Origin of the sequence: Maribacter sp. IgM3_T14_3, from assembly GCF_049603095.1 — a bacterium.
Classification (GTDB): Bacteria; Bacteroidota; Bacteroidia; order Flavobacteriales; family Flavobacteriaceae; genus Maribacter.
Genome location: NZ_CP187138.1, coordinates 2,575,221 through 2,593,876 on the forward strand (window position 1 = coordinate 2,575,221; position 18,656 = coordinate 2,593,876).

At 35.8% G+C, this 18,656-nt stretch carries 21 protein-coding genes; 7 read left to right on the forward strand and 14 right to left on the reverse strand.

Translation table 11 applies throughout. The annotated features are described in order from the left end of the window. Nucleotides 1-68 precede the first annotated feature (68 nt). Nucleotides 69-1,016 (forward strand): dihydrolipoyl dehydrogenase family protein, encoded by a 948-nt coding sequence (locus ACPF9A_RS11520; RefSeq protein ID WP_423997019.1) that lies wholly within the window; start codon nucleotides 69-71, stop codon nucleotides 1,014-1,016. 15 nt (nucleotides 1,017-1,031) lie between these two features. Continuing rightward, nucleotides 1,032-1,418 (forward strand): hypothetical protein, encoded by a 387-nt coding sequence (locus tag ACPF9A_RS11525; protein ID WP_423997021.1) that lies wholly within the window; start codon nucleotides 1,032-1,034, stop codon nucleotides 1,416-1,418. Here ACPF9A_RS11525 and ACPF9A_RS11530 read toward each other — a convergent pair. From ACPF9A_RS11530 to ACPF9A_RS11555, 6 genes are all read right to left on the reverse strand, one after another. Beyond that, complete coding sequence (locus ACPF9A_RS11530) at nucleotides 1,415-2,206, reverse strand: tryptophan-rich sensory protein (protein WP_423997023.1); 792 nt, start codon at nucleotides 2,204-2,206, stop codon at nucleotides 1,415-1,417. The two genes, ACPF9A_RS11525 and ACPF9A_RS11530, sit on opposite strands and share 4 nt — an antisense overlap. Nucleotides 2,207-2,264: 58 nt before the next feature. Then, a complete protein-coding gene (gene pdeM, locus ACPF9A_RS11535) occupies nucleotides 2,265-2,936 on the reverse strand; it encodes a ligase-associated DNA damage response endonuclease PdeM (protein ID WP_423997025.1) in 672 nt (223 codons plus the stop codon). Between the two features lie 14 nt (nucleotides 2,937-2,950). Beyond that, nucleotides 2,951-5,422 carry a ligase-associated DNA damage response DEXH box helicase gene (locus tag ACPF9A_RS11540; RefSeq protein ID WP_423997027.1) on the reverse strand — a complete coding sequence of 824 codons (2,472 nt, stop codon included), beginning with the start codon at nucleotides 5,420-5,422 and terminating at the stop codon, nucleotides 2,951-2,953. Between the two features lie 255 nt (nucleotides 5,423-5,677). Beyond that, a complete protein-coding gene (locus ACPF9A_RS11545) occupies nucleotides 5,678-5,779 on the reverse strand; it encodes a GIY-YIG nuclease family protein (protein WP_423997029.1) in 102 nt (33 codons plus the stop codon). A 48-nt stretch (nucleotides 5,780-5,827) separates the two neighbouring features. Beyond that, nucleotides 5,828-7,513, reverse strand: coding sequence for an ATP-dependent DNA ligase (locus tag ACPF9A_RS11550; protein ID WP_423997031.1), 1,686 nt, complete (start codon nucleotides 7,511-7,513; stop codon nucleotides 5,828-5,830). Then, entirely contained in the window at nucleotides 7,510-8,535 is a 1,026-nt protein-coding gene (locus ACPF9A_RS11555; protein ID WP_423997033.1) for a ligase-associated DNA damage response exonuclease, read from the reverse strand. Before ACPF9A_RS11555 ends, ACPF9A_RS11550 begins: the two co-directional genes overlap by 4 nt. 102 nt (nucleotides 8,536-8,637) lie before the next feature. Here ACPF9A_RS11555 and ACPF9A_RS11560 point away from each other — a divergent pair, with 102 nt between their 5' ends. Beyond that, entirely contained in the window at nucleotides 8,638-9,060 is a 423-nt protein-coding gene (locus ACPF9A_RS11560; protein ID WP_423997035.1) for a TerB family tellurite resistance protein, read from the forward strand. A 48-nt stretch (nucleotides 9,061-9,108) separates the two neighbouring features. Here the strand turns inward: ACPF9A_RS11560 and fbp are convergent, their stop codons facing one another. Further along, nucleotides 9,109-10,119, reverse strand: a complete 1,011-nt coding sequence (gene fbp, locus ACPF9A_RS11565; protein WP_423997037.1) for a class 1 fructose-bisphosphatase — start codon at nucleotides 10,117-10,119, stop codon at nucleotides 9,109-9,111. 107 nt (nucleotides 10,120-10,226) lie between these two features. Between fbp and ACPF9A_RS11570 the strand changes: the two genes are divergently transcribed. The 4 genes from ACPF9A_RS11570 to ACPF9A_RS11585 all read left to right on the forward strand — a co-directional run bounded on the left by ACPF9A_RS11570 (nucleotide 10,227) and on the right by ACPF9A_RS11585 (nucleotide 14,949). After that, nucleotides 10,227-10,709 (forward strand): N-acetyltransferase family protein, encoded by a 483-nt coding sequence (locus ACPF9A_RS11570; protein ID WP_423997039.1) that lies wholly within the window; start codon nucleotides 10,227-10,229, stop codon nucleotides 10,707-10,709. A gap of 36 nt (nucleotides 10,710-10,745) precedes the next feature. Next, on the forward strand, nucleotides 10,746-11,993 hold the full coding sequence (locus ACPF9A_RS11575; protein ID WP_423997041.1) for an aspartate kinase: 1,248 nt from the start codon (nucleotides 10,746-10,748) through the stop codon (nucleotides 11,991-11,993). An 80-nt stretch (nucleotides 11,994-12,073) separates the two neighbouring features. Further along, the gene (locus ACPF9A_RS11580; protein ID WP_423997042.1) at nucleotides 12,074-13,888 is read left to right on the forward strand and encodes a GNAT family N-acyltransferase; all 1,815 of its coding nucleotides are present in this window, start codon (nucleotides 12,074-12,076) and stop codon (nucleotides 13,886-13,888) included. A 32-nt stretch (nucleotides 13,889-13,920) separates the two neighbouring features. Continuing rightward, nucleotides 13,921-14,949, forward strand: coding sequence for a carboxypeptidase-like regulatory domain-containing protein (locus ACPF9A_RS11585; protein WP_423997044.1), 1,029 nt, complete (start codon nucleotides 13,921-13,923; stop codon nucleotides 14,947-14,949). Between the two features lie 17 nt (nucleotides 14,950-14,966). Here the strand turns inward: ACPF9A_RS11585 and ACPF9A_RS11590 are convergent, their stop codons facing one another. From ACPF9A_RS11590 to ACPF9A_RS11620, 7 genes are all read right to left on the reverse strand, one after another. Next, nucleotides 14,967-15,464, reverse strand: coding sequence for an N-acetyltransferase family protein (locus tag ACPF9A_RS11590; protein ID WP_423997046.1), 498 nt, complete (start codon nucleotides 15,462-15,464; stop codon nucleotides 14,967-14,969). Nucleotides 15,465-15,475: 11 nt separating this feature from the next. Beyond that, nucleotides 15,476-15,799, reverse strand: a complete 324-nt coding sequence (locus tag ACPF9A_RS11595) for an ArsR/SmtB family transcription factor (protein WP_423997048.1) — start codon at nucleotides 15,797-15,799, stop codon at nucleotides 15,476-15,478. Between the two features lie 85 nt (nucleotides 15,800-15,884). After that, nucleotides 15,885-16,334 (reverse strand): NINE protein, encoded by a 450-nt coding sequence (locus ACPF9A_RS11600; RefSeq protein ID WP_133686120.1) that lies wholly within the window; start codon nucleotides 16,332-16,334, stop codon nucleotides 15,885-15,887. 55 nt (nucleotides 16,335-16,389) lie between these two features. Further along, nucleotides 16,390-16,776, reverse strand: coding sequence for a VOC family protein (locus ACPF9A_RS11605; protein WP_423997050.1), 387 nt, complete (start codon nucleotides 16,774-16,776; stop codon nucleotides 16,390-16,392). A 6-nt stretch (nucleotides 16,777-16,782) separates the two neighbouring features. Beyond that, nucleotides 16,783-17,238 carry a DUF1801 domain-containing protein gene (locus ACPF9A_RS11610; RefSeq protein ID WP_423997052.1) on the reverse strand — a complete coding sequence of 152 codons (456 nt, stop codon included), beginning with the start codon at nucleotides 17,236-17,238 and terminating at the stop codon, nucleotides 16,783-16,785. Between the two features lies 1 nt (nucleotide 17,239). Next, nucleotides 17,240-18,184, reverse strand: a complete 945-nt coding sequence (locus ACPF9A_RS11615) for a 2-hydroxyacid dehydrogenase (RefSeq protein WP_423997054.1) — start codon at nucleotides 18,182-18,184, stop codon at nucleotides 17,240-17,242. 10 nt (nucleotides 18,185-18,194) lie between these two features. Further along, complete coding sequence (locus ACPF9A_RS11620; protein ID WP_423997056.1) at nucleotides 18,195-18,560, reverse strand: cupin domain-containing protein; 366 nt, start codon at nucleotides 18,558-18,560, stop codon at nucleotides 18,195-18,197. Between the last annotated feature and the right edge of the window lie 96 nt (nucleotides 18,561-18,656).

The window sequence follows — 18,656 nt, forward strand, 5'->3', positions numbered from 1 at the left end:
TCGAATATGGGTTACAGATTGACCCTAAAAAGTTGCAATTTCGAGTATCGCAGAAAAAGTAAAGAGATATGGAAGATAATGAGTTTGATGTTTTTGTAATAGGAAGTGGAATTGCCGGACAAACAGTTGCTAAAGCTTGTATTGGTAAGGGATTAAAAGTTGCCATTACCGATAATCGTGAATTTGGCGGTACATGTGCAAATAGAGGTTGTGATCCTAAAAAAATATTACTCAGTGCCATAGAAGCTTTTGAGTTAAGCGAAAATTTGAAGGGTAAAGGTATAAGCAAAGCGGCAAAAATTGATTGGAAGCAATTGCAAAAGTTCAAACGAAATTTCACCGCTAATATCCCTGCATCTACAGAACATAATTTGGTAGAACTGGGTATTACTTTGTTCCATCAATCTCCCGCGTTTTTAGACGAGAATACCTTATTGGTTGAAGGAAAGAAAGTCGTTGCCAAGAAAATTGTCATTGCAACGGGCTTGGTGCCTAGAACTTTAACCATGCCTGGTGCAAAATACTTTAAGGAGAGCGATGATTTTTTAAATTTAAAAAAGCTACCAAGGAAAATAGTTTTTGTTGGTGGAGGATATATTGGGATGGAGTTTGCTCATATGGCAGTAAGAGCTGGTGCCGAGGTTACAGTAATCGATACAGGTAATAGACCTTTGCATGCTTTTGATGCAGATTTGGTTGATGAGCTTAGAAAGTACTCTGAATCTTTAGGGATAAATTTCATTTTTGAGGCTACACCTAGGCAATTGAAAAAGAAACGAAAAAAACTCATTCTAACTTATGAGTTAGAAGGGAAGGTGCACACTATTGAAGCAGAAGCATTTTTTAATACCGCAGGTCGTGTACCCGCATTGGTAGGTTTAGATTTAGAAAAGGGAAAAGTTCAATTTGGAGATAAAGGTGTAGAAACAAATACATATTTGCAGAGTACTAGTAACCCAGATATTTATGCTTGCGGAGATGTGTCTGATAAGAGTTTACCGTTGACTCCCTTGTAGGGTAGACAAGGTTATGTGGTTGCCGAGAACATTATAAATGGAAATGATAAAGTGTTAGAGGTTCCTGTAATTCCATCTGTGGTATTCACTTCTCCGAACTTGGCAACAGTAGGGTATTCTGAAGAAGAAGCGCGTAGTCGTTATAAAAATATAAGAGTGAATTTTGAGGTTGCGACCGACTGGTTCAATGCAAAACGAATAAATGCACCATTGTACGCGTACAAAGTGATTATAAATGATCGAACCGGAGAGATTGTGGGTGCGCACCTATTAGGGCCTGATGCTGGTGAAACCATTAATATATTTACAATGGCAATCACTAATAAAATGACTGATCGCGATATAAAATCTTCTATATTTTCTTATCCGTCTTGGGGTAATGATATAAAAAGTATGGTTTAAGATCGTTCTTGTAGTTTTTTAACCGGACTAGTTTCTCGGTTTTTGAATGCATGAATAGCAATGGCAATAAAGAGAATCAGAGTTCCTGTCATTGCTGAGTAAGCAATGTAAATATTTGATTCATTATGTCGTACATAGATGGCGAACAATGCCCAAACACCAACAAGGGCAAATTCGCGCATATTTCTTTTCCATATCATTAGCAAATTAATTACGGTGGCTGCTACAATCATATTTATCGTCCATGCTTGTTCAGATAGTACTCCGCCGTTCCAATCCAGTTTGCTTAAATATGCAGAAATATTTGCGATGGTAGCAACAGATATCCATCCGCTGTAAAAGCAAATGGGCCACCAAACAAATGCGATGACCGATATTGGGGCATCCCAACGCTCCATATTGGTATTTAGAATAATCTTAATCAATGAAAGCAATATTCCAAACATAATAATCACTGAGAGTCCGGTGTAATTGTACATAAAAGCAATAACCCAACAACAGTTTAAAATATTCGCTAAAGCAAACCAATAACCAGTTTGTTCAATAAATTCGCTTGGTTTATCACTGAAAAATGCTCTTTTCACTTGAAAAATACCATAAGCCAACAATCCTAAAAAGATTACGCCCCAAATGGCAAAAGCGTATGCCGCAGGGGTAAATAAGTTTGCATACTGTGCGCTCATTTCGCCAATGGTAGTGTCGTTTAGCGAAAATGCTTGCGAAATGTAATTGACTACAATGACTAAAATTACAGAAGCTAAATTGAGTACTGCTAGTTTCTTTTTCATACGTGTAAAACTATAATGGATATCTTATAAAGTTATGCTCTTTAGAACATTAAACGAACTATTTTCGGTAATTACGTTTCTTTTTAACCTCTTTTATAGGAACGGGCAGCACGGCATCGCCTAAAAGGGCATATACTTCACAACCATCGCAAGGTTCTAAGGTATATGTTCCTGTAAATTCACCAAATGCCGGTACTATCATTTGATGTTCTGTTTTGTAAAAACAAGGTAGCCGTACAGATTGTCTTCCTAATCCGCTAAGTTTAATTGCAGGATGTATATGTCCTGAAAAGTTGAATAAACCACCTCGTTCTTCTGGGTGATGGGTGAGTAGAAAAGAATCTACTATCATTTCGGGAATCACTTTTATATGTAATTCTTCATATTTCAGCGGAGAAATAATATCATGATTACCGCTTACTAAAATTATTTCTTGTGGAGTAGCCTGCACCCATTGTTCAAAAAGAAGCCATTCTGTGTTTAAGGCGGAGTGAAATAAATCTCCTAAAAAAATTATCGATTCTGGTTTAAAATGAGTCACTACCGAGCTTAATGCATCGAAATTTTGCTGCACTGCCTGTTGCGGAACTGCTGCACCGTATTTTCTAAAATGCGATACTTTACCCAAATGAACATCACTGATTAATAGCATTGATTTCTCTACCCAAAAAAGAGCGCCAGAAAAGTGCATTTCAAAAGTTTGTTCGTGAAGGGTAATCGAATGGGTCATCGATGCAAAATTACCTATTTCTTCATCAATAGTGCAGCCATTTTTTTAATTCGGTCAGCCAATTTTTCGCTTGATAATTTTTCGCGCCCCACACGTTCCGTAATCAAAGGGAAAGAAAATGGTGTGGGTTGCTCACACGCTTTCCAAACAATTTCTTGTGTGGCAATTCGCTCTAATGAAAGTCGCAAACGCCCCTCTTCCAATTGGTGTTCAAAAGTCTCGGTAAAGGCTTGTTGAAATAATAGATTGTCTGGTTCGTAATCTCTAAAAACATCGAATAGCAATTGAGAACTGCTTTGTAGATGCTTCATTTTAATCCCTTTTTTTGGGTATCCGGTAAATACCATTCCGCTAATAATAGCCACATCTCTAAATCTACGTCGCGCCATTTCGGTAGCATTTAAACTCTTTTGCAAATCATCCAGCATAAAATCTGTGGTGAACAAATCGTTATCCAGCACTTGTTGAATATCTATGGGTTGATCTGATAGTAGCTCAAAACCGTAATCGTTAAATGCCAATGAAAATGTAATAGGGGAGAGCAAGCTAATGCGATACCCTAGCAAGCTGCCCATTGCCTCATGTACAAAACGACCTTCAAAAGGGTAAAAAAGATGATGAAAGCCATCGCGTGTTTTAAAGGTTTCAATTAGAAATTCTGATGGTTTGGGTACAATACTATCTCGTCGTTGTCTGTCAAAAAGAGGTTTCAATGCCCGTATTTCTGCAGATTGATTTTTAATTGGCTCGCTAGAACTATACAGTTCATTTCTTAATAATTCAGACATTTGAGCAGATAGGGTAAGGCGGCTTCCCATCCAACTAGAAATTTTATTGGTTTTTTTGTTCGAGTTTTTCACCTGAACCGTCATTTCTTTTATCCGAATGAATTCTAAATTTCTACCAGCAAATGTAAATACGTCGCCTCTATTCAATTTCGATATAAAAAACTCTTCAATAGAACCTATATACCCGCCTTTTTGGTATTTAACGGCTAAATTAACATCGCCTACTATGGTGCCAATTTGAAAACGGTGGCGCATTGCCACACCACGATTGTTCACTTTAAATTTACCGTCTTCTTCAACTTCTACTTTTTTATATTCGTCATAACTTTGTAAGCTTTGACTACCCATAACCAAAAAGTTCAATAACCATTGCCATTTATCTTCGGTAAGGGCTTGATAACAAAAAGTCTGTTTTACTTCTTGGTAAATTTCATTAGGGTAGAATCCGTCAGAGATTGCCAAGGTGGTTAAGTATTGTAAAAGCACATCATAACTATTTAGATATGGCATACGATCTTCGACCGCATTCGTTTTTACCGCTTTTTGTAACGCCGAAGCTTCAATAAGTTCAATAGCATGGGTCGGTAGAAAATAGATTACACTTTCTTCGCCTGGTCGGTGACCGCTACGCCCTGCGCGTTGTAAAAACCGGGCAACACCTTTTGGTCCGCCAATTTGAATAACGGTTTCCACTGGGGCAAAATCAACCCCCAAATCTAAACTTGAGGTACAAACAACTGCTTTTAATTGTTCATTGCGAATGGCATTTTCTACCCAAACTCGTGTTTCTTTATTTATACTACCATGGTGCATTGCCATTTCACCGGCATACTCAGGGTGTTTTTCAAGAATTTTCTGAAACCAAATTTCGCATTGACTACGGGTATTGGTGAACAGTAATGTGGTTTTACTGTTGTTGATAATAGGTACAACTTCTTCTAATAAATGAAGCCCTAAATGACCGCGCCAGGGGAAGGTTTCCATCTTTTTTGGGATAATACTCTTTACGGTAATCTTCTTATTGATATTGGCTTTGATGAGAACGGAGTTTTCTAGAGCTTTAGACTCAATACCCAATAACACATCTCTGGCTTGTTCTAAGTTACCTATGGTTGCAGATATGCCCCAAATTCTTAATTGCGGCGATACATTTTTTAAGCGAGATAATGCAAGTTCCATTTGCACGCCTCGTTTGGTGCCCAAAATTTCATGCCATTCATCAACAATTATAGCTGAACAATCTTTGAAAATTTTTTCGTACCCTTTTGTAGCCAATAATAATTGTAGACTTTCTGGAGTGGTAATTAGCAAATCGGGCATTTGCTTTTTTTGTTGCGCGCGCTCTTTGGTAGTGGTGTCTCCAGAGCGAATACCAACGGTCATTTGTGTGCCTAAATCTAAAGTAATACGTTCGGCAGATTGTTTTATTTCTTGGGATAATGCACGTAGCGGAGTAATCCAAATTGCCTTTAATCCTTTTTTATGCTTGGCTTTATAATCAGGATTGTTTTTTATGTAATTCAACACAATAGGAAACCACAATGCATAGGTTTTGCCACTACCGGTAGGAGCGTTTAAGAGTCCGTTTTTACCCTGTAGAAAAGCCTTCCAAGTATCCTTTTGGAATTTAAATGGTTTCCAATCTTGTTCTTGAAACCAATTTTCGGCGATATCGTAAAGTTCTTGTCTTTTTACCATTGCGAGCAAAGCGAAGCAATCTGTTTAATTTCTTGAATTTTATTTTTTGTTCCGAAGTTGAAAATTATCGTCTAACCAATTAATGGATAGATTGCCTCATTCAGGATTTATTGAGTTTATTAATTCTTCCTTTTTTTTCCGATTGCCAGCTTTTAATTTCAATTCTCCTTTAGATGCATCTTCCACATTTTCAAATTTCTTAAAATAAACTAGAATATCGCAATTGTATTTCTTGGTGAAAGCATTTGGATATATTCAGTTTTTATGTTCATTCATTCTTCTTTTAATGTCACCTGTAGCTCCAACATAAATAACTGTTTTATTTTTATTGGTTGTTATGTAGACATATCCTTTCATTTTATTTAGGCTAGTGAAATCAACAGATGTAAATTAACTATTAGTTTTTTATTCAACATGTTCCTTCGCTTCGCTCGGAATTAAGTTCTTCAAATCCTCAAGCGTATTCGCTTCATGAATATTCTTGTCTTTTCGCCATCGTAACATTCTTGGAAAACGAGTGGCAATTCCACTTTTATGACGCTTTGATAATGCTATACCTTCAAAAGCGATTTCGAAAACGTGATGAGGTGTAACACTTCGTACGGGTCCGAACCTCTCCAAGGTATTTTTCTTTATCCATGCATCAAGCTTTCTGAATTCTGCATCTGTTAATCCGGAATAAGCTTTAGCGAACGTAACCAGTTCCTTTTCTCCTTCTTCATTATCCTTCCAAAGGGCAAATGTATAATCTGTAAAAAGATTGCTTCGTCTTCCATGTCCGCGCATAGCATAAGTAAGAACCGCATCTATAGTTAATGGGTCTACTTTCCATTTCCACCAATCGCCCTTTTTTCTTCCAACTAAATAAGGAGAATCCTTTCTTTTAAGCATGAGTCCCTCACTATGCATTTCGCGAGAACGGTCTCTTTCTTGAGCCAATTCATTCCAAGAATTAAAGTGCATTGTTTCAGAAAGGTAAAGAGGGATATCACTTTGGCTAAGCTCATTGACCTCACTTCGGCTCCGCTCAGTGACCTTACCCAATTCTTGGTTAGTAGATACATCTTGAAACATGTTTTCTAATATACGTCTACGCTCAATAAAAGGTGTTTGGCGAATATCTTTTCCTTCCCACTCTAGAATATCATAAGCTTTTAATATAACCGGGACTTTTTTTAATAATGCTGCGGATATATTTTTGCGACCAATTCGAGTCTGTAAATCATTGAAAGTACCAATAGTTCCATTAGGATAGGGTAGAATTTCTCCGTCTATAACTGTGCCGTTTGGTATAACGCCAACGAACTTTTTAAATTCGGGATATTTATCGGTCACTAATTCTTCACCACGACTCCACACAAATAGTTCATCATTTCTTAGAATAACCTGCGAACGAATACCATCCCATTTATGTTCTGCTGACCATTCATTAATATCGCCTAAATCTGAAACCTCACCTTCTAAAGCATAGGCTAAATAGAACGGATATGGTTTCGATAAATAATCGCTTTCATTTTCTTCAAGTATTAGTTGCTGAAAAGAAATATTGTTCGGGTCCCAATTACCCATTAATTTATAGGCTAAAATGTCTTCATCTATTTCAGTTGCTTTTGCCAATGCACGAGTCATTAGTTTTTGACTAACGCCGATTCTGAATCCGCCAGTAATGAGTTTTGTAAAAACAAAGCGTTCATAATAGTTAAGCACTTTCCAGTTTTCATATAGATATGCCTTTTTATCATCATCTGTCTTCTTTTTTAGGGCTATCATTTCCTCAAGAAAAACAGTCAAACTCTTTTCTGATGATTGATTTGCTGCTGGTATCACCAAAGCGATAGTTTCGGCTAAATCACCAACGATATGGTAACTCTCTTCAAATAACCAAAGTGGAATATTAGCTAATTCTGATGCCCAGGTTCTAAGCAAGGTAGTGTTCACCGGCCTTGGTGGTCTACGATGCGAGAGTATGGCAATGGTCCATACTTTGTCCTCGTCACTGGCTTTTAGAAAGTAGTCTGTTAAAGCCTGTACTTTTATAGTTGTCTTATTGGTACTATCTAGTGTTTTTATAAGGAGTGCGAAGTTTTTCATGCTGATATAGATGATTTTGAAGCTACGGCAGCTTCTATATCTTCCTCTCCATATTGTGTTGCTTCGGTGCAGGCATCATAGCCTTGTTCACGAAGGTATTTTGAAAATATATCTGTATATCCGTGCGTGCAAATGATTTTTTCTGCACCGGTAGCTTCGATGCTTTCTAGAAGTCCCGACCAATCGCAATGGTCACTTAATACAAAACCTTTATCAATTGCCCTGCGTCTTCGGGCTCCTCTAAAGGTCATCCATCCGCTGGCAGATGCAGTTACGTAAGGCACCATTTTTCTTATCCATGTACTGCCATGTGCACTTGGTGGTGCTAATACAATATTACCCAACAATTGCTCTTTCTTCGTTTCTCTAGTAATAAGAGTTGTTTTTGGAAAATCTACTAAAGGTCGCAGCACCTCTGTCATATTTTCAATGGCGCCATGGGTGTATATTTCACCAATGTCTGTATTCAGATATTTTAGCAATCGCTGAGCCTTGCCTAAACTATACCCAAAAAGAATTGATGTTTTGCCTTCGGCTCTATTCTCTGCCCACCAGTTATTTATGTTTTCGAAAACCTCTACTTGTGGCGTCCATTTAAATGCAGGTAGCCCAAAAGTACATTCGGTTATAAAGGTGTTACATTTTATTGGTTCGTACGGAGTGGAAATACCATCGTTTTCAGTTTTATAATCTCCCGTAAATACCCAAACCTCCCCTTTATGCTCAACTCGTATTTGTGATGAGCCAATAATATGACCTGCTGGGTGAAGACTAAATTTTACATTATTGATAACAAAAGACTCTCCCCATTCTTTTCCTTCAACATTAATTTCGCCTAATCGATGCAGAATAATTGGAACGTTTCTATGATGGGTAATATATTTTTTATGACCGTATCTACTATGGTCGGCATGTCCATGTGATATGATGGCATGGTCTACAGGTTTCCATGGGTCAAGGTAAACTTTAGCCTTTTCGCAATAAATGCCATTGTTTGTAAATTGTAATAGAGGTGTTTTCATAGCGACATCAAGTTACAAATTTTGCATGCAAACAAAGTTGCTGACAAACTAAACTATGACCTCTAAAAAATTTATATTTGCTCAATAATTAAAATTTAAGATATGTCTTTTGCAGATTTATATAGTAGTGGTGAGCATAGAAGAAACTTAGCTCACTTTGCAGCTTTGGCCACTTTGGCGTCTATTGATGGTGAAATTAGCGTTGAAGAAAAAAAATTGTTAGATCGTTTCGCTAGTAAATTAGATATCACCGAGTCTGAATATCAAGAGGTATTAAAGAAAGAGAATAAATACCCAATCGATTCTACGCCAGATTCTGAGAGGAGATTAGAGCGTTTATACGATTTGTTCAAGATTGTATACTCTGATCATGAAATTGATGATGAAGAAAGAGTGCTGATTAAAAAGTATGCAATCGGTCTTGGCTTTACTGATGAAAAAGCAGATAAAGTTATTGAACGTTCAATTGCTATTTTTGGTGGTAAAATAGATTTTGATGATTATTTATACTTAGTAAAACACTAAGCTTTAAAAAATTGGAATAAAAAAGGGAGCAATTTGCTCCCTTTTTTATTAATGATATTTATCTAAGAATTCTTGCAGTTTTTCTACCATTTTTCTGCTGCCACAAAAGAACGGAACACGTTGATGTAGTTCAGTTGGCACAATGTCCATAATACGCGTTCTACCGCCTACTGCTAGACCGTTTGCTTGTTCGGCTAAAAATGCCATTGGGTTACATTCGTATAATAATCGCAGTTTACCGCTTTCGGTAACACTACTTTTCGGGTACATATATATACCACCTTTAATCATATTTCTATGAAAGTCAGAAACTAAAGATCCAATGTACCTTGAGGTATATGGTCTATCATCTTCTTCCATTTGGCAATATTTAATATAATCTTTTACCCCTTGGTGAAAATGAACATAATTACCTTCATTTACAGAATAGATTCTGCCGTTTTCAGGAAATTTCATATTCGGGTGAGATAGATAAAAAGTCCCCAAGGCAGGGTTTAATGTAAAACCGTTTACACCATCACCAGTAGTATATACTAACATGGTAGATGTACCGTAAACTACATAACCTGCTGCAACCTGTTGATTACCTGGCTGTAAAAAATCTTCCATAGTAACTGGTGTCCCTACAGGCGTTATACGTCTATAAATAGAGAATATGGTACCTACCGAAACATTGACATCAATGTTAGATGACCCGTCTAGGGGATCAATTAAAACAACATATTTGTTCTGATGGTTATCATCATTACTGTTAATGCTTATGTAGCTATCTTCTTCTTCTGAAGCGATACCGCAAACAATTTCTCTATTTTTTAAAGTTTGAATGAATTTTTCATTAGCGAATAAATCTAATTTCTGTTGATCTTCACCTTGTATGTTGGTTTCACCAACACCGCCTAAAATATCGATTAGACCAGCTTTGCTCACTTCGTGGTTAACAACTTTTGCGGCTAATCTAATGGCATTGATAAGCTTTGATAATTCACCTGAGGAATATTGAAATGAATCTTGATTTTCAATAATAAACTCCCCTAAGGTCTGATTTCTTTTTGGAGACATCTTTTAGTTTATGGTTTATACAAATATCGTGTATTTTGTTAAACGTTCAATTTTCGTTTTAATTACATTTTTTAAATTTATAACTTTGTGTTTTATTTGTAACAATTATGAAGTATACAATCAGGGTTGCCAAAAGAGAAGATATGAAGCAAGTGCTTCACTTAATTCAAGAATTAGCCACTTTTGAGAAAGAAGATGATGCTGTTGAAGTAAGCGTGCAGAATTTAGAAGAAGATGGTTTTGGGGCACAGCAATTATTTCACTGTTTTGTTGCAGAAAAGAACAATAAAATTGTAGGTATGGCACTTGTTTATCCTCGATATTCTACATGGAAAGGACCAGTTATTCATTTAGAAGATTTAATAGTCACAAAAGAGATGCGTGGTAGCGGTTTAGGTACGGCACTATTAAATGAGGTTGTAAAATATGGTGATCAATTAGGGGTAAAAAGAATAAGCTGGGAAGTTATCGATTGGAACGAACCTGCAATAGGTTTTTACGAGAGTAAGGGGGCCAAAGTAATGAGAGATTGGGATGTAGTGCAATTAGATGAAACAGGAATAAAAGAGTATTTAAGCGCAATAGCTTAATTGAAAAGAAAGATAAAATTTAGAGAGCAATAGCATATGAGAGTTTTTAAATTTGGAGGAGCATCGGTTAAAGATGCAAATGCGGTTAAAAATGTAGTAAAGGTTTTGAAAGAAGTAGGGTATGAGAATACACTACTGGTAGTTTCGGCAATGGGCAAAACCACCAATGCCATGGAAGATATTATTAATGCTTATTTCGATGATAAAAAAGAGATACCTTCTAAGGTAGCCGAAATGGTTGATTATCATTTAGATATCGTATCTGAATTATTTCCGAATGCACAACATGCCATTTATAAAGAGATTAAAGTGCTTGTCGATGAAATTAACGGCTTTTTGGTATGGAATAAATCGCCCAACTATAACTTTGTTTATGATCAAATAGTCGGTTACGGAGAATTAATTTCTACCACTATCATAAGTGCATATTTTAAAGAAATAGGTATCGCCAATAACTGGTTAGATGTTAGAAATTTCATTAAAACAGATAGTAATTACAGAGACACTACAGTAGACTGGGAACGTACCCAAAAGAACGTAACCACAATAGATAAAAAGGTACTGAATATTACACAGGGTTTTTTAGGTAGCGATGATAATAACTTTACCACTACTTTGGGAAGAGAGGGATCCGATTATTCTGCGGCAATTTTAGCATATTGTTTAAATGCTGATTCTGTGACTATCTGGAAAGATGTACCGGGAGTGCTAAACGCAGATCCTAGATATTTTAAAGAAACACAATTGCTGAATAACATATCATATAGAGAGGCTATTGAGTTAGCATTTTATGGCGCTTCTGTAATTCACCCAAAAACATTACAACCTTTGCAGCGTAAAGAAATTCCGTTGCACGTAAAATCATTCATAAACCCATTAGGTAAGGGTACCACTGTAGGTAAGGGTGTTGGTATAGAACCAAAAGTACCTTGCTTTATAGTCAAGAAGAATCAGGTTTTAATGAAGTTGTCTTCGCTTGACTTTTCTTTCATCGTTGAAGATAGTATTAGCGAACTTTTTAAACTGTTTCATCTGCATAAAATAAAGGTAGATTTAATTCAAAACTCTGCCATTAGTTTCTCGGTTTGTATCGATAATAAGTTTGGCGGACTAGAAGCGCTTCTGCAACAATTAAAGAGCAAGTTTAAAGTGGTACATCATGAGAATGTATCGTTATATACTATTAGACATTTTAATGCTAAAGCTTTAGAATCATTGCAGAACGGTCATGAGCTATTGTTAGAACAACGTGGTGCCGAAACTGTACAGCTAGTGGTGAAGTAATTTCTTTATATTTCATGTTTTGTAAAAGCAACTCTACTAGTGCTATTTTCCTATATTTACAGTCTAATCGATGAGGACATATGGGTTTAGTTACCGCTAAAGAAATTGCCACGGCTACCAAGCTATCTAAATACGGAGTGTTTGGTACTTTTATTGGTTGGATGCTGTTGAAGGTTACTAGATTGTCTCGTATAAATAGAGATTACGACAGCATTGCCCATTTAGAAGGAGAAGATTATGCTAATGCCATTCTAGAGCTATACGAAATTGACTATGAAATTCCAGAAGAAGACTTTAGACGTTTACCGAAAGAAGGTCCGTATGTAACCATCAGTAATCATCCATTGGGTGCTATTGACGGTATTTTGTTGTTTAAATTAATGATTAAGCAACGACCAGATTATAAGATAATGGCTAATTTTTTATTGCAAAGAATGGTTCCATTAGAACCTTATGTTTTGCCTGTAAATCCGTTTACCGAACATAAAGATGCCAGAAGTAATTTAGCCGGATTCAAAAAAACTTTAGAACATTTAAAAGACGGTCATGTGTTAGGGGTTTTTCCTGCAGGTGAAGTTTCTACACATAAAGATGGTAAGTTATTGGTTGATAAACCTTGGGAAGAGGCTGCCATAAAATTAATCAGAAAAGCAGGTGTACCTGTAGTTCCTATTTACTTTCATGCCAAAAATAGTTCGTTGTTTTATAGAATTTCTAAACTTGGCGACTCGTTAAGAACAGCAATGATTCCCTCTCAAGTTTTTTCGCAAAGAAACAGGCCTATTAAAGTTAGAATTGGGCAACCTATTTCTGTAGCTACACAAAATGAACAAGGTAGTTTAGAAGAATATACAGACCTTCTACGCCGTAAAACATATATGCTGTCTAACGCTTATGAAAAAGAGCGTTTAATAGATCAAATACCAACAAGCCTTAAAATACCTAAGCAACCCAAAAAAATTGCAGATGCAGTTCGTAAAGAGGTTATGGAGGGTGAAATTGAAAAACTTAGAGAGAAAGATTGTCGTTTACTGCAAAGTAAAAATTATGAAGTCTTTTTGGCCAAGGAAAAAGACATGCCTTTTATTTTAAAGGAAATAGGAAGACAACGAGAAGTTACATTTAGAGCCATTGGTGAGGGTACTAATAAAGCCATTGATTTAGATAATTTCGATAGCTACTATCACCATCTTTTTCTATGGGACGATGAGGCAAAATGCATTGTTGGTGCTTATAGAATGGGTATGGGTTCTGAAATTTTTCCTGAGCATGGCATTGATGGTTTTTATTTGCAAGATCTTTTTAGGGTTGAACCAGAATTATATGATATGATGGAGCACTCAATTGAAATGGGTCGTGCCTATATCATTAAAGAATACCAACAAAAACCAATGCCCTTATTTTTACTTTGGAAGGGAATTGTGCATACTACATTGCGGTTTCCAGAGCACAAATACTTAATAGGTGGGGTAAGTATCAGTAACCAATTTTCAAACTTCTCTAAATCGTTGATGATCGAATTTATGAAGTCGAATTATTGGGATCCATATGTAGCACAATACATACGACCTAAGAAGGAGTTCAAGGTTAAACTAAAAGATGCCGACAAGGAATTTGTTTTTGATGAAACCCAAGCCGACTTGAATAAGTTTGATCGTTTAATAGATGAGGTTGAGCCAGGTAACTTACGTTTGCCGGTTTTGATAAAGAAGTATATTAAACAAAATGCAAAAGTGGTGGCGTTTAATGTAGATCCCCTTTTTAATAATTCTGTGGATGGATTGATGTACATTAAAATTGCAGATTTACCGGAGAGCACCGTGAAACCTGTTATGGAAGAATTTCAAGCAGAACTGGAGCGTAAGTTTGTGGATTCTACTCAGAGTATTTCGTAAGAAATTACTACATTTATATCAAACACCTTTCAATGAAACATTCACTTATTATTGTTGTATTCTTATGTTTTCAGTCGTTGTTTTCTCAAGCAATTTCAGGAAAGGTTTATGATGTAAAAACAGGAAATGTTATTGAGGGAGCCTCCGTTTATTTTGATAGAAGCTCAATAGGTAAGATAACTGATGAACAAGGATATTTCTCTATCGCACCACAGTTGAATTCCAACACACCTTTGGTCATTAGCCATATTGGTTATGAAACTTTGGTGATCGAGTATCCAAAACTCGGTGAAAACCTTGAGATAGGAATGACAGAAGAATTCTTTAAATTATCTGAAGTGGTCTTGTTGTCAGACCCATTTACTAGAAAACAAAAATTAGAAGTCTTTAGAAAAGAATTTTTGGGAGAGTCTGTAGGGGGTGAAAATAGTGCTATTTTGAATGAAGATGCTCTGACGCTATCTTTCAATTCTTCAACTAATACGCTTAGTGCCTATACCAGTGAACCTTTGGTAATAATAAATGATTATCTGGGCTATAATATCAGGTTTGATTTATTGGACTTTAATATTAATTTTAAAACAAAAAGCCTTAAACGTATTGATAATATTAGATTAACCTATATATATGGTCATACTTTTTTTACTGATTTGTCCATAAAAGAGGAAAGGTTTACAAGCAGAAGAAACAGGGTATTTAAGGGTTCGGTACAACACTTTATGCAGACCATTTGGAACCAATCTTGGCTAGAAGAATCATTTGAATTACGTAGTTATGACCTAAAGCAAATTGAAATTTCCGATGCATTCGAAGTATCCGTGGGTTCTAATTTTTTTTCTAAAAAAGTGAACTTTAAATTGAATAAATTTAAGATTACGTATAAAAGAGGAATTTTTAAAAACTGGTCTTCATTAACTTTAATTTCAGGTAATTCTATTATTATCGATAAATATGGAAGTTATAGTCCTTATCAACTATTAGAATTTGGGGGAGAAATGGCAGACCATAGAATAGGCGATGTGTTACCTTTAGATTTTGAGGTAAATCAAATATTCAATTGAGTTAAAGCGTACTGTTTTTAAATTCCAACTATCGTGCTCCTTCGTTCAAAAAGCACATTATCTACCCATTTGCCATGTAATTTTCCAATGCGTTCGCGTTTGCCAATCATTCTAAACCCTGTTGCTTCATGGACTTTTATACTGCTATGGTTTGTGGGGAATATACCTGATTGTAGCGTCCAAACACCTTCTTTTTCGCTTGCTGTAATTACATGTTCTAATAATAATTTACCCAAGCCTTTTCCTCTATTATTTTTAGAGATATAAACACTTATTTCTGCGACGCCACCATATACACATCTACTTGAAACAGGGGAGAGCGCAACCCACCCCATAATTTCAGTGGTGCTTTCAACAACAAAACGACAGGTGCTCATATGTGCTTTGTCCCAAGCTTCATAGGTGGGTGCATTGGTTTCAAAAGTAGCAATCCCTGTAGCAATGCCTTCTTTGTAAATATTAGCAACGAATTCCCAATCGGTCGCCAGCATTGTTCTAATTTTAATATCATTCATATTGAAGCTTATTAACAACAGTTGTTTTTAGTAGTGTCAAAGAAAGAATTCAGTAAAGTTTGTATCTCGGTCCATTTTGGTAGATTTATGCAATAGCATACTTTTTTACCTTCTATTTCACCTCTAATTAAATCTATACTTTTTAGTTCTTTTAGGTGCTGCGAAATAGTTGGCTGAGCTAAACCAATTTCATCAACGATGTTATTACATATACATGCATCTTGGCGACTTATATATTGTAGAATGGCAATACGTGCAGGGTTGGACAATACCTTAAATATAATCGCCAACTGATTCTGCTCTACATTAAATATTTGTGTTTTAGTAACGCCCATTTCATATTTATATATTGCTATATTACGATAATAAAAATAATAAAAAAAAGCCAGATGATATTTAACCTGGCTTAAGGCAATTTATTTAGAACCAAGGTTTTCTGCCTACTTGGTAGGTGTTGTAAAACTCTTCGTCTGATTTTGTTAGGTAGATGATACCTTCGATTAACCCTATTACTCCAGGAATCCATACTATTAATAACCCAAGTCCAAATGCACACATTAGTACATAAGATGCTATGGTTATTCCTAATAGTATTATACCTTCTTTTTGATATCCTAATATGAATTTATGAACTCCTAAAGAGCCAAAAATAATTGCTAGGATTCCAGCCAATACTTTTTTGTTTTCACCGCCTGCACTACTAAAAGCTTCTCTGGCTCCAGCACTAAATTCATCGGCTGTTTTTTTAGCATTATCACTAAATTCTTTTGCAGATTCTTTTGCATCCTCTGAAAATTCTTTAGCAGATTCTTTTGCTTTGTCAAAGGCGTCTTCGGCCTTGTCTCCAAAATCTTTATTCTCGTCTGACATTTTATTTGTTGTTTGGTGGTTATTATAAGTGATAAATGTAGTAATTATTTCAACATCATAGAAATGCTTTATCAATTGGTTCCCAAAGCTCTAGCTTATTTCCGTCGGGGTCTAAAATCCAACCAAATTTTCCATATTCAAATTCTTGAATTTCACCAACTATGGTAACCCCTTCTTCCTTTAAAACTTCTAATAATTCTACAAGATTTTCAACCCTAAAATTCATCATAAAGCTAGATTGGCTGGGGTTGAAATAATCGGTATCGGCATTCATAGGGCTCCATTGTGTTGAGCAATCATTACCTTCTTTATCTTTCCACCAAAATGTACAACCATATTGGTCAGTGTTAAGTCCCAAATGTTTGTTATACCAATTTTTAGATTGATCAGGATCTTTCGTTTTGAAAAAGAATCCGCCTAAACCTGTTACTCTTTTTTTCATATCGATTTATTTTTTAATATTCTTCTCGTATAAATTAATCCATTCTTGGGGCGTCATTTTGGTACATAGTTCTGCAATGAGCTCGTAAGGAATATCATCCATACTTTTAAAACGAATACAACTCTTGCCCATATCTAACTTAAGTTTACAATGGTTTGGAAATTCATTAGTAAACCAATTCAATAAAGTATTATCTGCATATATACCAGAGTGGTACAACGCAATAAAATTTTTTTGAGAAGCCAAATTAATAAAGGGTAACGGTAGTTCTGGTTTCACGTGATAACCTGCTGGATATAAAGAATGTGGTACAACATAACCTAACATACCATAGCTTAGTTGCTCTTGAAAACCTGCAGGTAAATTTTGTAAAATAATACCTCTAAGTTTTTCAATTACCTTTTTATCTTCTGTGGGTAATTGAGCAATATATTCATCTGGTGTGCTGGCTTTATACTTCATATTAACTCTCGAATTTAGCTTTGATCTTATCTACTATAGTCTGTGCTAATTTTATTTTACTCTCTACCGTCCAGCCAGCTACATGCGGTGTTAGTATTACTTGGTCAGAGCTAATTAGATATTGAAATGCCTCTGGTAAATTACCATCGGTGAACATATTTTCGAAAGATGTCTTTTCATACTCTAAAACATCTAAACCGGCACCAAGTACTTTACCCGATTTTAAAGCGTCTACTAAATCTGTGGTAATAACACATTTGCCTCTGGCAGTATTAATAATCCAAATAGGGTTTTCAAATTTCTCTAGAAACTCTTTGTTGACCATACCTATTGTCAATTCTGTTTGAGGTACATGCAAGCTAATAACATCGACCCTATTTTGAAATTCCATAATACCTACTTGACGGGCATTATCGTCTTCAACGCCACCTTGAATGTCATAGCAGATAACTTCTTCTACGTCGAAACCTTTTAATTTTTTAGCAAAGGCTTTTCCCATATTGCCATAACCAATAATACCTACCACTTTGCCTTCTAATTCTACGCCTCTGTTACCTTCGCGATCCCATTTGCCGCTTCTAACTTCTTTATCTGCTGAGTTCAGTTTATTAAAAAGGGATAGAAGCATACCTAGTGCATGTTCGCCAACAGCATTGCGATTACCTTCTGGTGCTGCAGCAAGAAAAATACCTAGCGACTTGGCATATCTGGTGTCAATATTTTCTAATCCGGCACCTAATCTGCCGATGAATTTTAAGTTTTTTGCCTTATCTAAAAAATCAGCGTCAATTGAAAATCTACTGCGAATTATGAGTCCGTCATAATCTGCGATTTTGGCTTCAATCTGTTTTTTGGTAGAGGTGTAGTCTTCATCGTTCTGAAAACCTAATTCAGAAAATTGCTCGATTATTAAAGGGTGATTGATGTCTACGTGTAATACTTTCATGTAATCTAAATTATATTTTGGGGTACTCTGTTTGTGTCTTTTCGTCTTGGATTGTACCTGTATGAGCAGTACTTAATTTTTCAAACAACAAAATGTGCACTTCTTCATCATTTTTTGTCATTGGGCAGTGTTCAATACCTTTAGGCACAATGATAATCTCGCCTTGCTCTACGACCTCGGTACGATCTCTATATTGCATATAAAGGGTGCCTTTTATAACTTGAAAAAGTTCATCTTCTTTGTCATGCGAATGCCATACAAATTCACCTTTTATTTTCGCCAGTAAAACCTGCATATCATCAACAACACCTATTTGGTGCGGATGCCAATAAGCAGTTACTTGCTTAAATTTTTCTTTTAAGGTAATACTGTTCATTAGTGCTGTTTATTTTATCCTATTCAGGATAAATAAGGATTGATTTCTTTTAAGAATTTGAATACAGTAAGATACGCAAAGCGACAGTATTCTAAA

Excerpts from the sequence above, each read along its gene's own strand:
- ACPF9A_RS11520 (WP_423997019.1), top strand. The coding sequence starts at position 69 with ATGGAAGATAATGAGTTTGATGTTTTTGTAATAGGAAGTGGAATTGCC.
- ACPF9A_RS11530 (WP_423997023.1), bottom strand. The coding sequence starts at position 2,206 with ATGAAAAAGAAACTAGCAGTACTCAATTTAGCTTCTGTAATTTTAGTC.
- pdeM (WP_423997025.1), bottom strand. The coding sequence starts at position 2,936 with ATGACCCATTCGATTACCCTTCACGAACAAACTTTTGAAATGCACTTT.
- ACPF9A_RS11540 (WP_423997027.1), bottom strand. The coding sequence starts at position 5,422 with ATGGTAAAAAGACAAGAACTTTACGATATCGCCGAAAATTGGTTTCAA.
- ACPF9A_RS11545 (WP_423997029.1), bottom strand. The coding sequence starts at position 5,779 with ATGAAAGGATATGTCTACATAACAACCAATAAAAATAAAACAGTTATT.
- ACPF9A_RS11550 (WP_423997031.1), bottom strand. The coding sequence starts at position 7,513 with ATGAAAAACTTCGCACTCCTTATAAAAACACTAGATAGTACCAATAAG.
- ACPF9A_RS11555 (WP_423997033.1), bottom strand. The coding sequence starts at position 8,535 with ATGAAAACACCTCTATTACAATTTACAAACAATGGCATTTATTGCGAA.
- ACPF9A_RS11560 (WP_423997035.1), top strand. The coding sequence starts at position 8,638 with ATGTCTTTTGCAGATTTATATAGTAGTGGTGAGCATAGAAGAAACTTA.
- fbp (WP_423997037.1), bottom strand. The coding sequence starts at position 10,119 with ATGTCTCCAAAAAGAAATCAGACCTTAGGGGAGTTTATTATTGAAAAT.
- ACPF9A_RS11570 (WP_423997039.1), top strand. The coding sequence starts at position 10,227 with ATGAAGTATACAATCAGGGTTGCCAAAAGAGAAGATATGAAGCAAGTG.
- ACPF9A_RS11575 (WP_423997041.1), top strand. The coding sequence starts at position 10,746 with ATGAGAGTTTTTAAATTTGGAGGAGCATCGGTTAAAGATGCAAATGCG.
- ACPF9A_RS11580 (WP_423997042.1), top strand. The coding sequence starts at position 12,074 with ATGGGTTTAGTTACCGCTAAAGAAATTGCCACGGCTACCAAGCTATCT.
- ACPF9A_RS11585 (WP_423997044.1), top strand. The coding sequence starts at position 13,921 with ATGAAACATTCACTTATTATTGTTGTATTCTTATGTTTTCAGTCGTTG.
- ACPF9A_RS11590 (WP_423997046.1), bottom strand. The coding sequence starts at position 15,464 with ATGAATGATATTAAAATTAGAACAATGCTGGCGACCGATTGGGAATTC.
- ACPF9A_RS11595 (WP_423997048.1), bottom strand. The coding sequence starts at position 15,799 with ATGGGCGTTACTAAAACACAAATATTTAATGTAGAGCAGAATCAGTTG.
- ACPF9A_RS11600 (WP_133686120.1), bottom strand. The coding sequence starts at position 16,334 with ATGTCAGACGAGAATAAAGATTTTGGAGACAAGGCCGAAGACGCCTTT.
- ACPF9A_RS11605 (WP_423997050.1), bottom strand. The coding sequence starts at position 16,776 with ATGAAAAAAAGAGTAACAGGTTTAGGCGGATTCTTTTTCAAAACGAAA.
- ACPF9A_RS11610 (WP_423997052.1), bottom strand. The coding sequence starts at position 17,238 with ATGAAGTATAAAGCCAGCACACCAGATGAATATATTGCTCAATTACCC.
- ACPF9A_RS11615 (WP_423997054.1), bottom strand. The coding sequence starts at position 18,184 with ATGAAAGTATTACACGTAGACATCAATCACCCTTTAATAATCGAGCAA.
- ACPF9A_RS11620 (WP_423997056.1), bottom strand. The coding sequence starts at position 18,560 with ATGAACAGTATTACCTTAAAAGAAAAATTTAAGCAAGTAACTGCTTAT.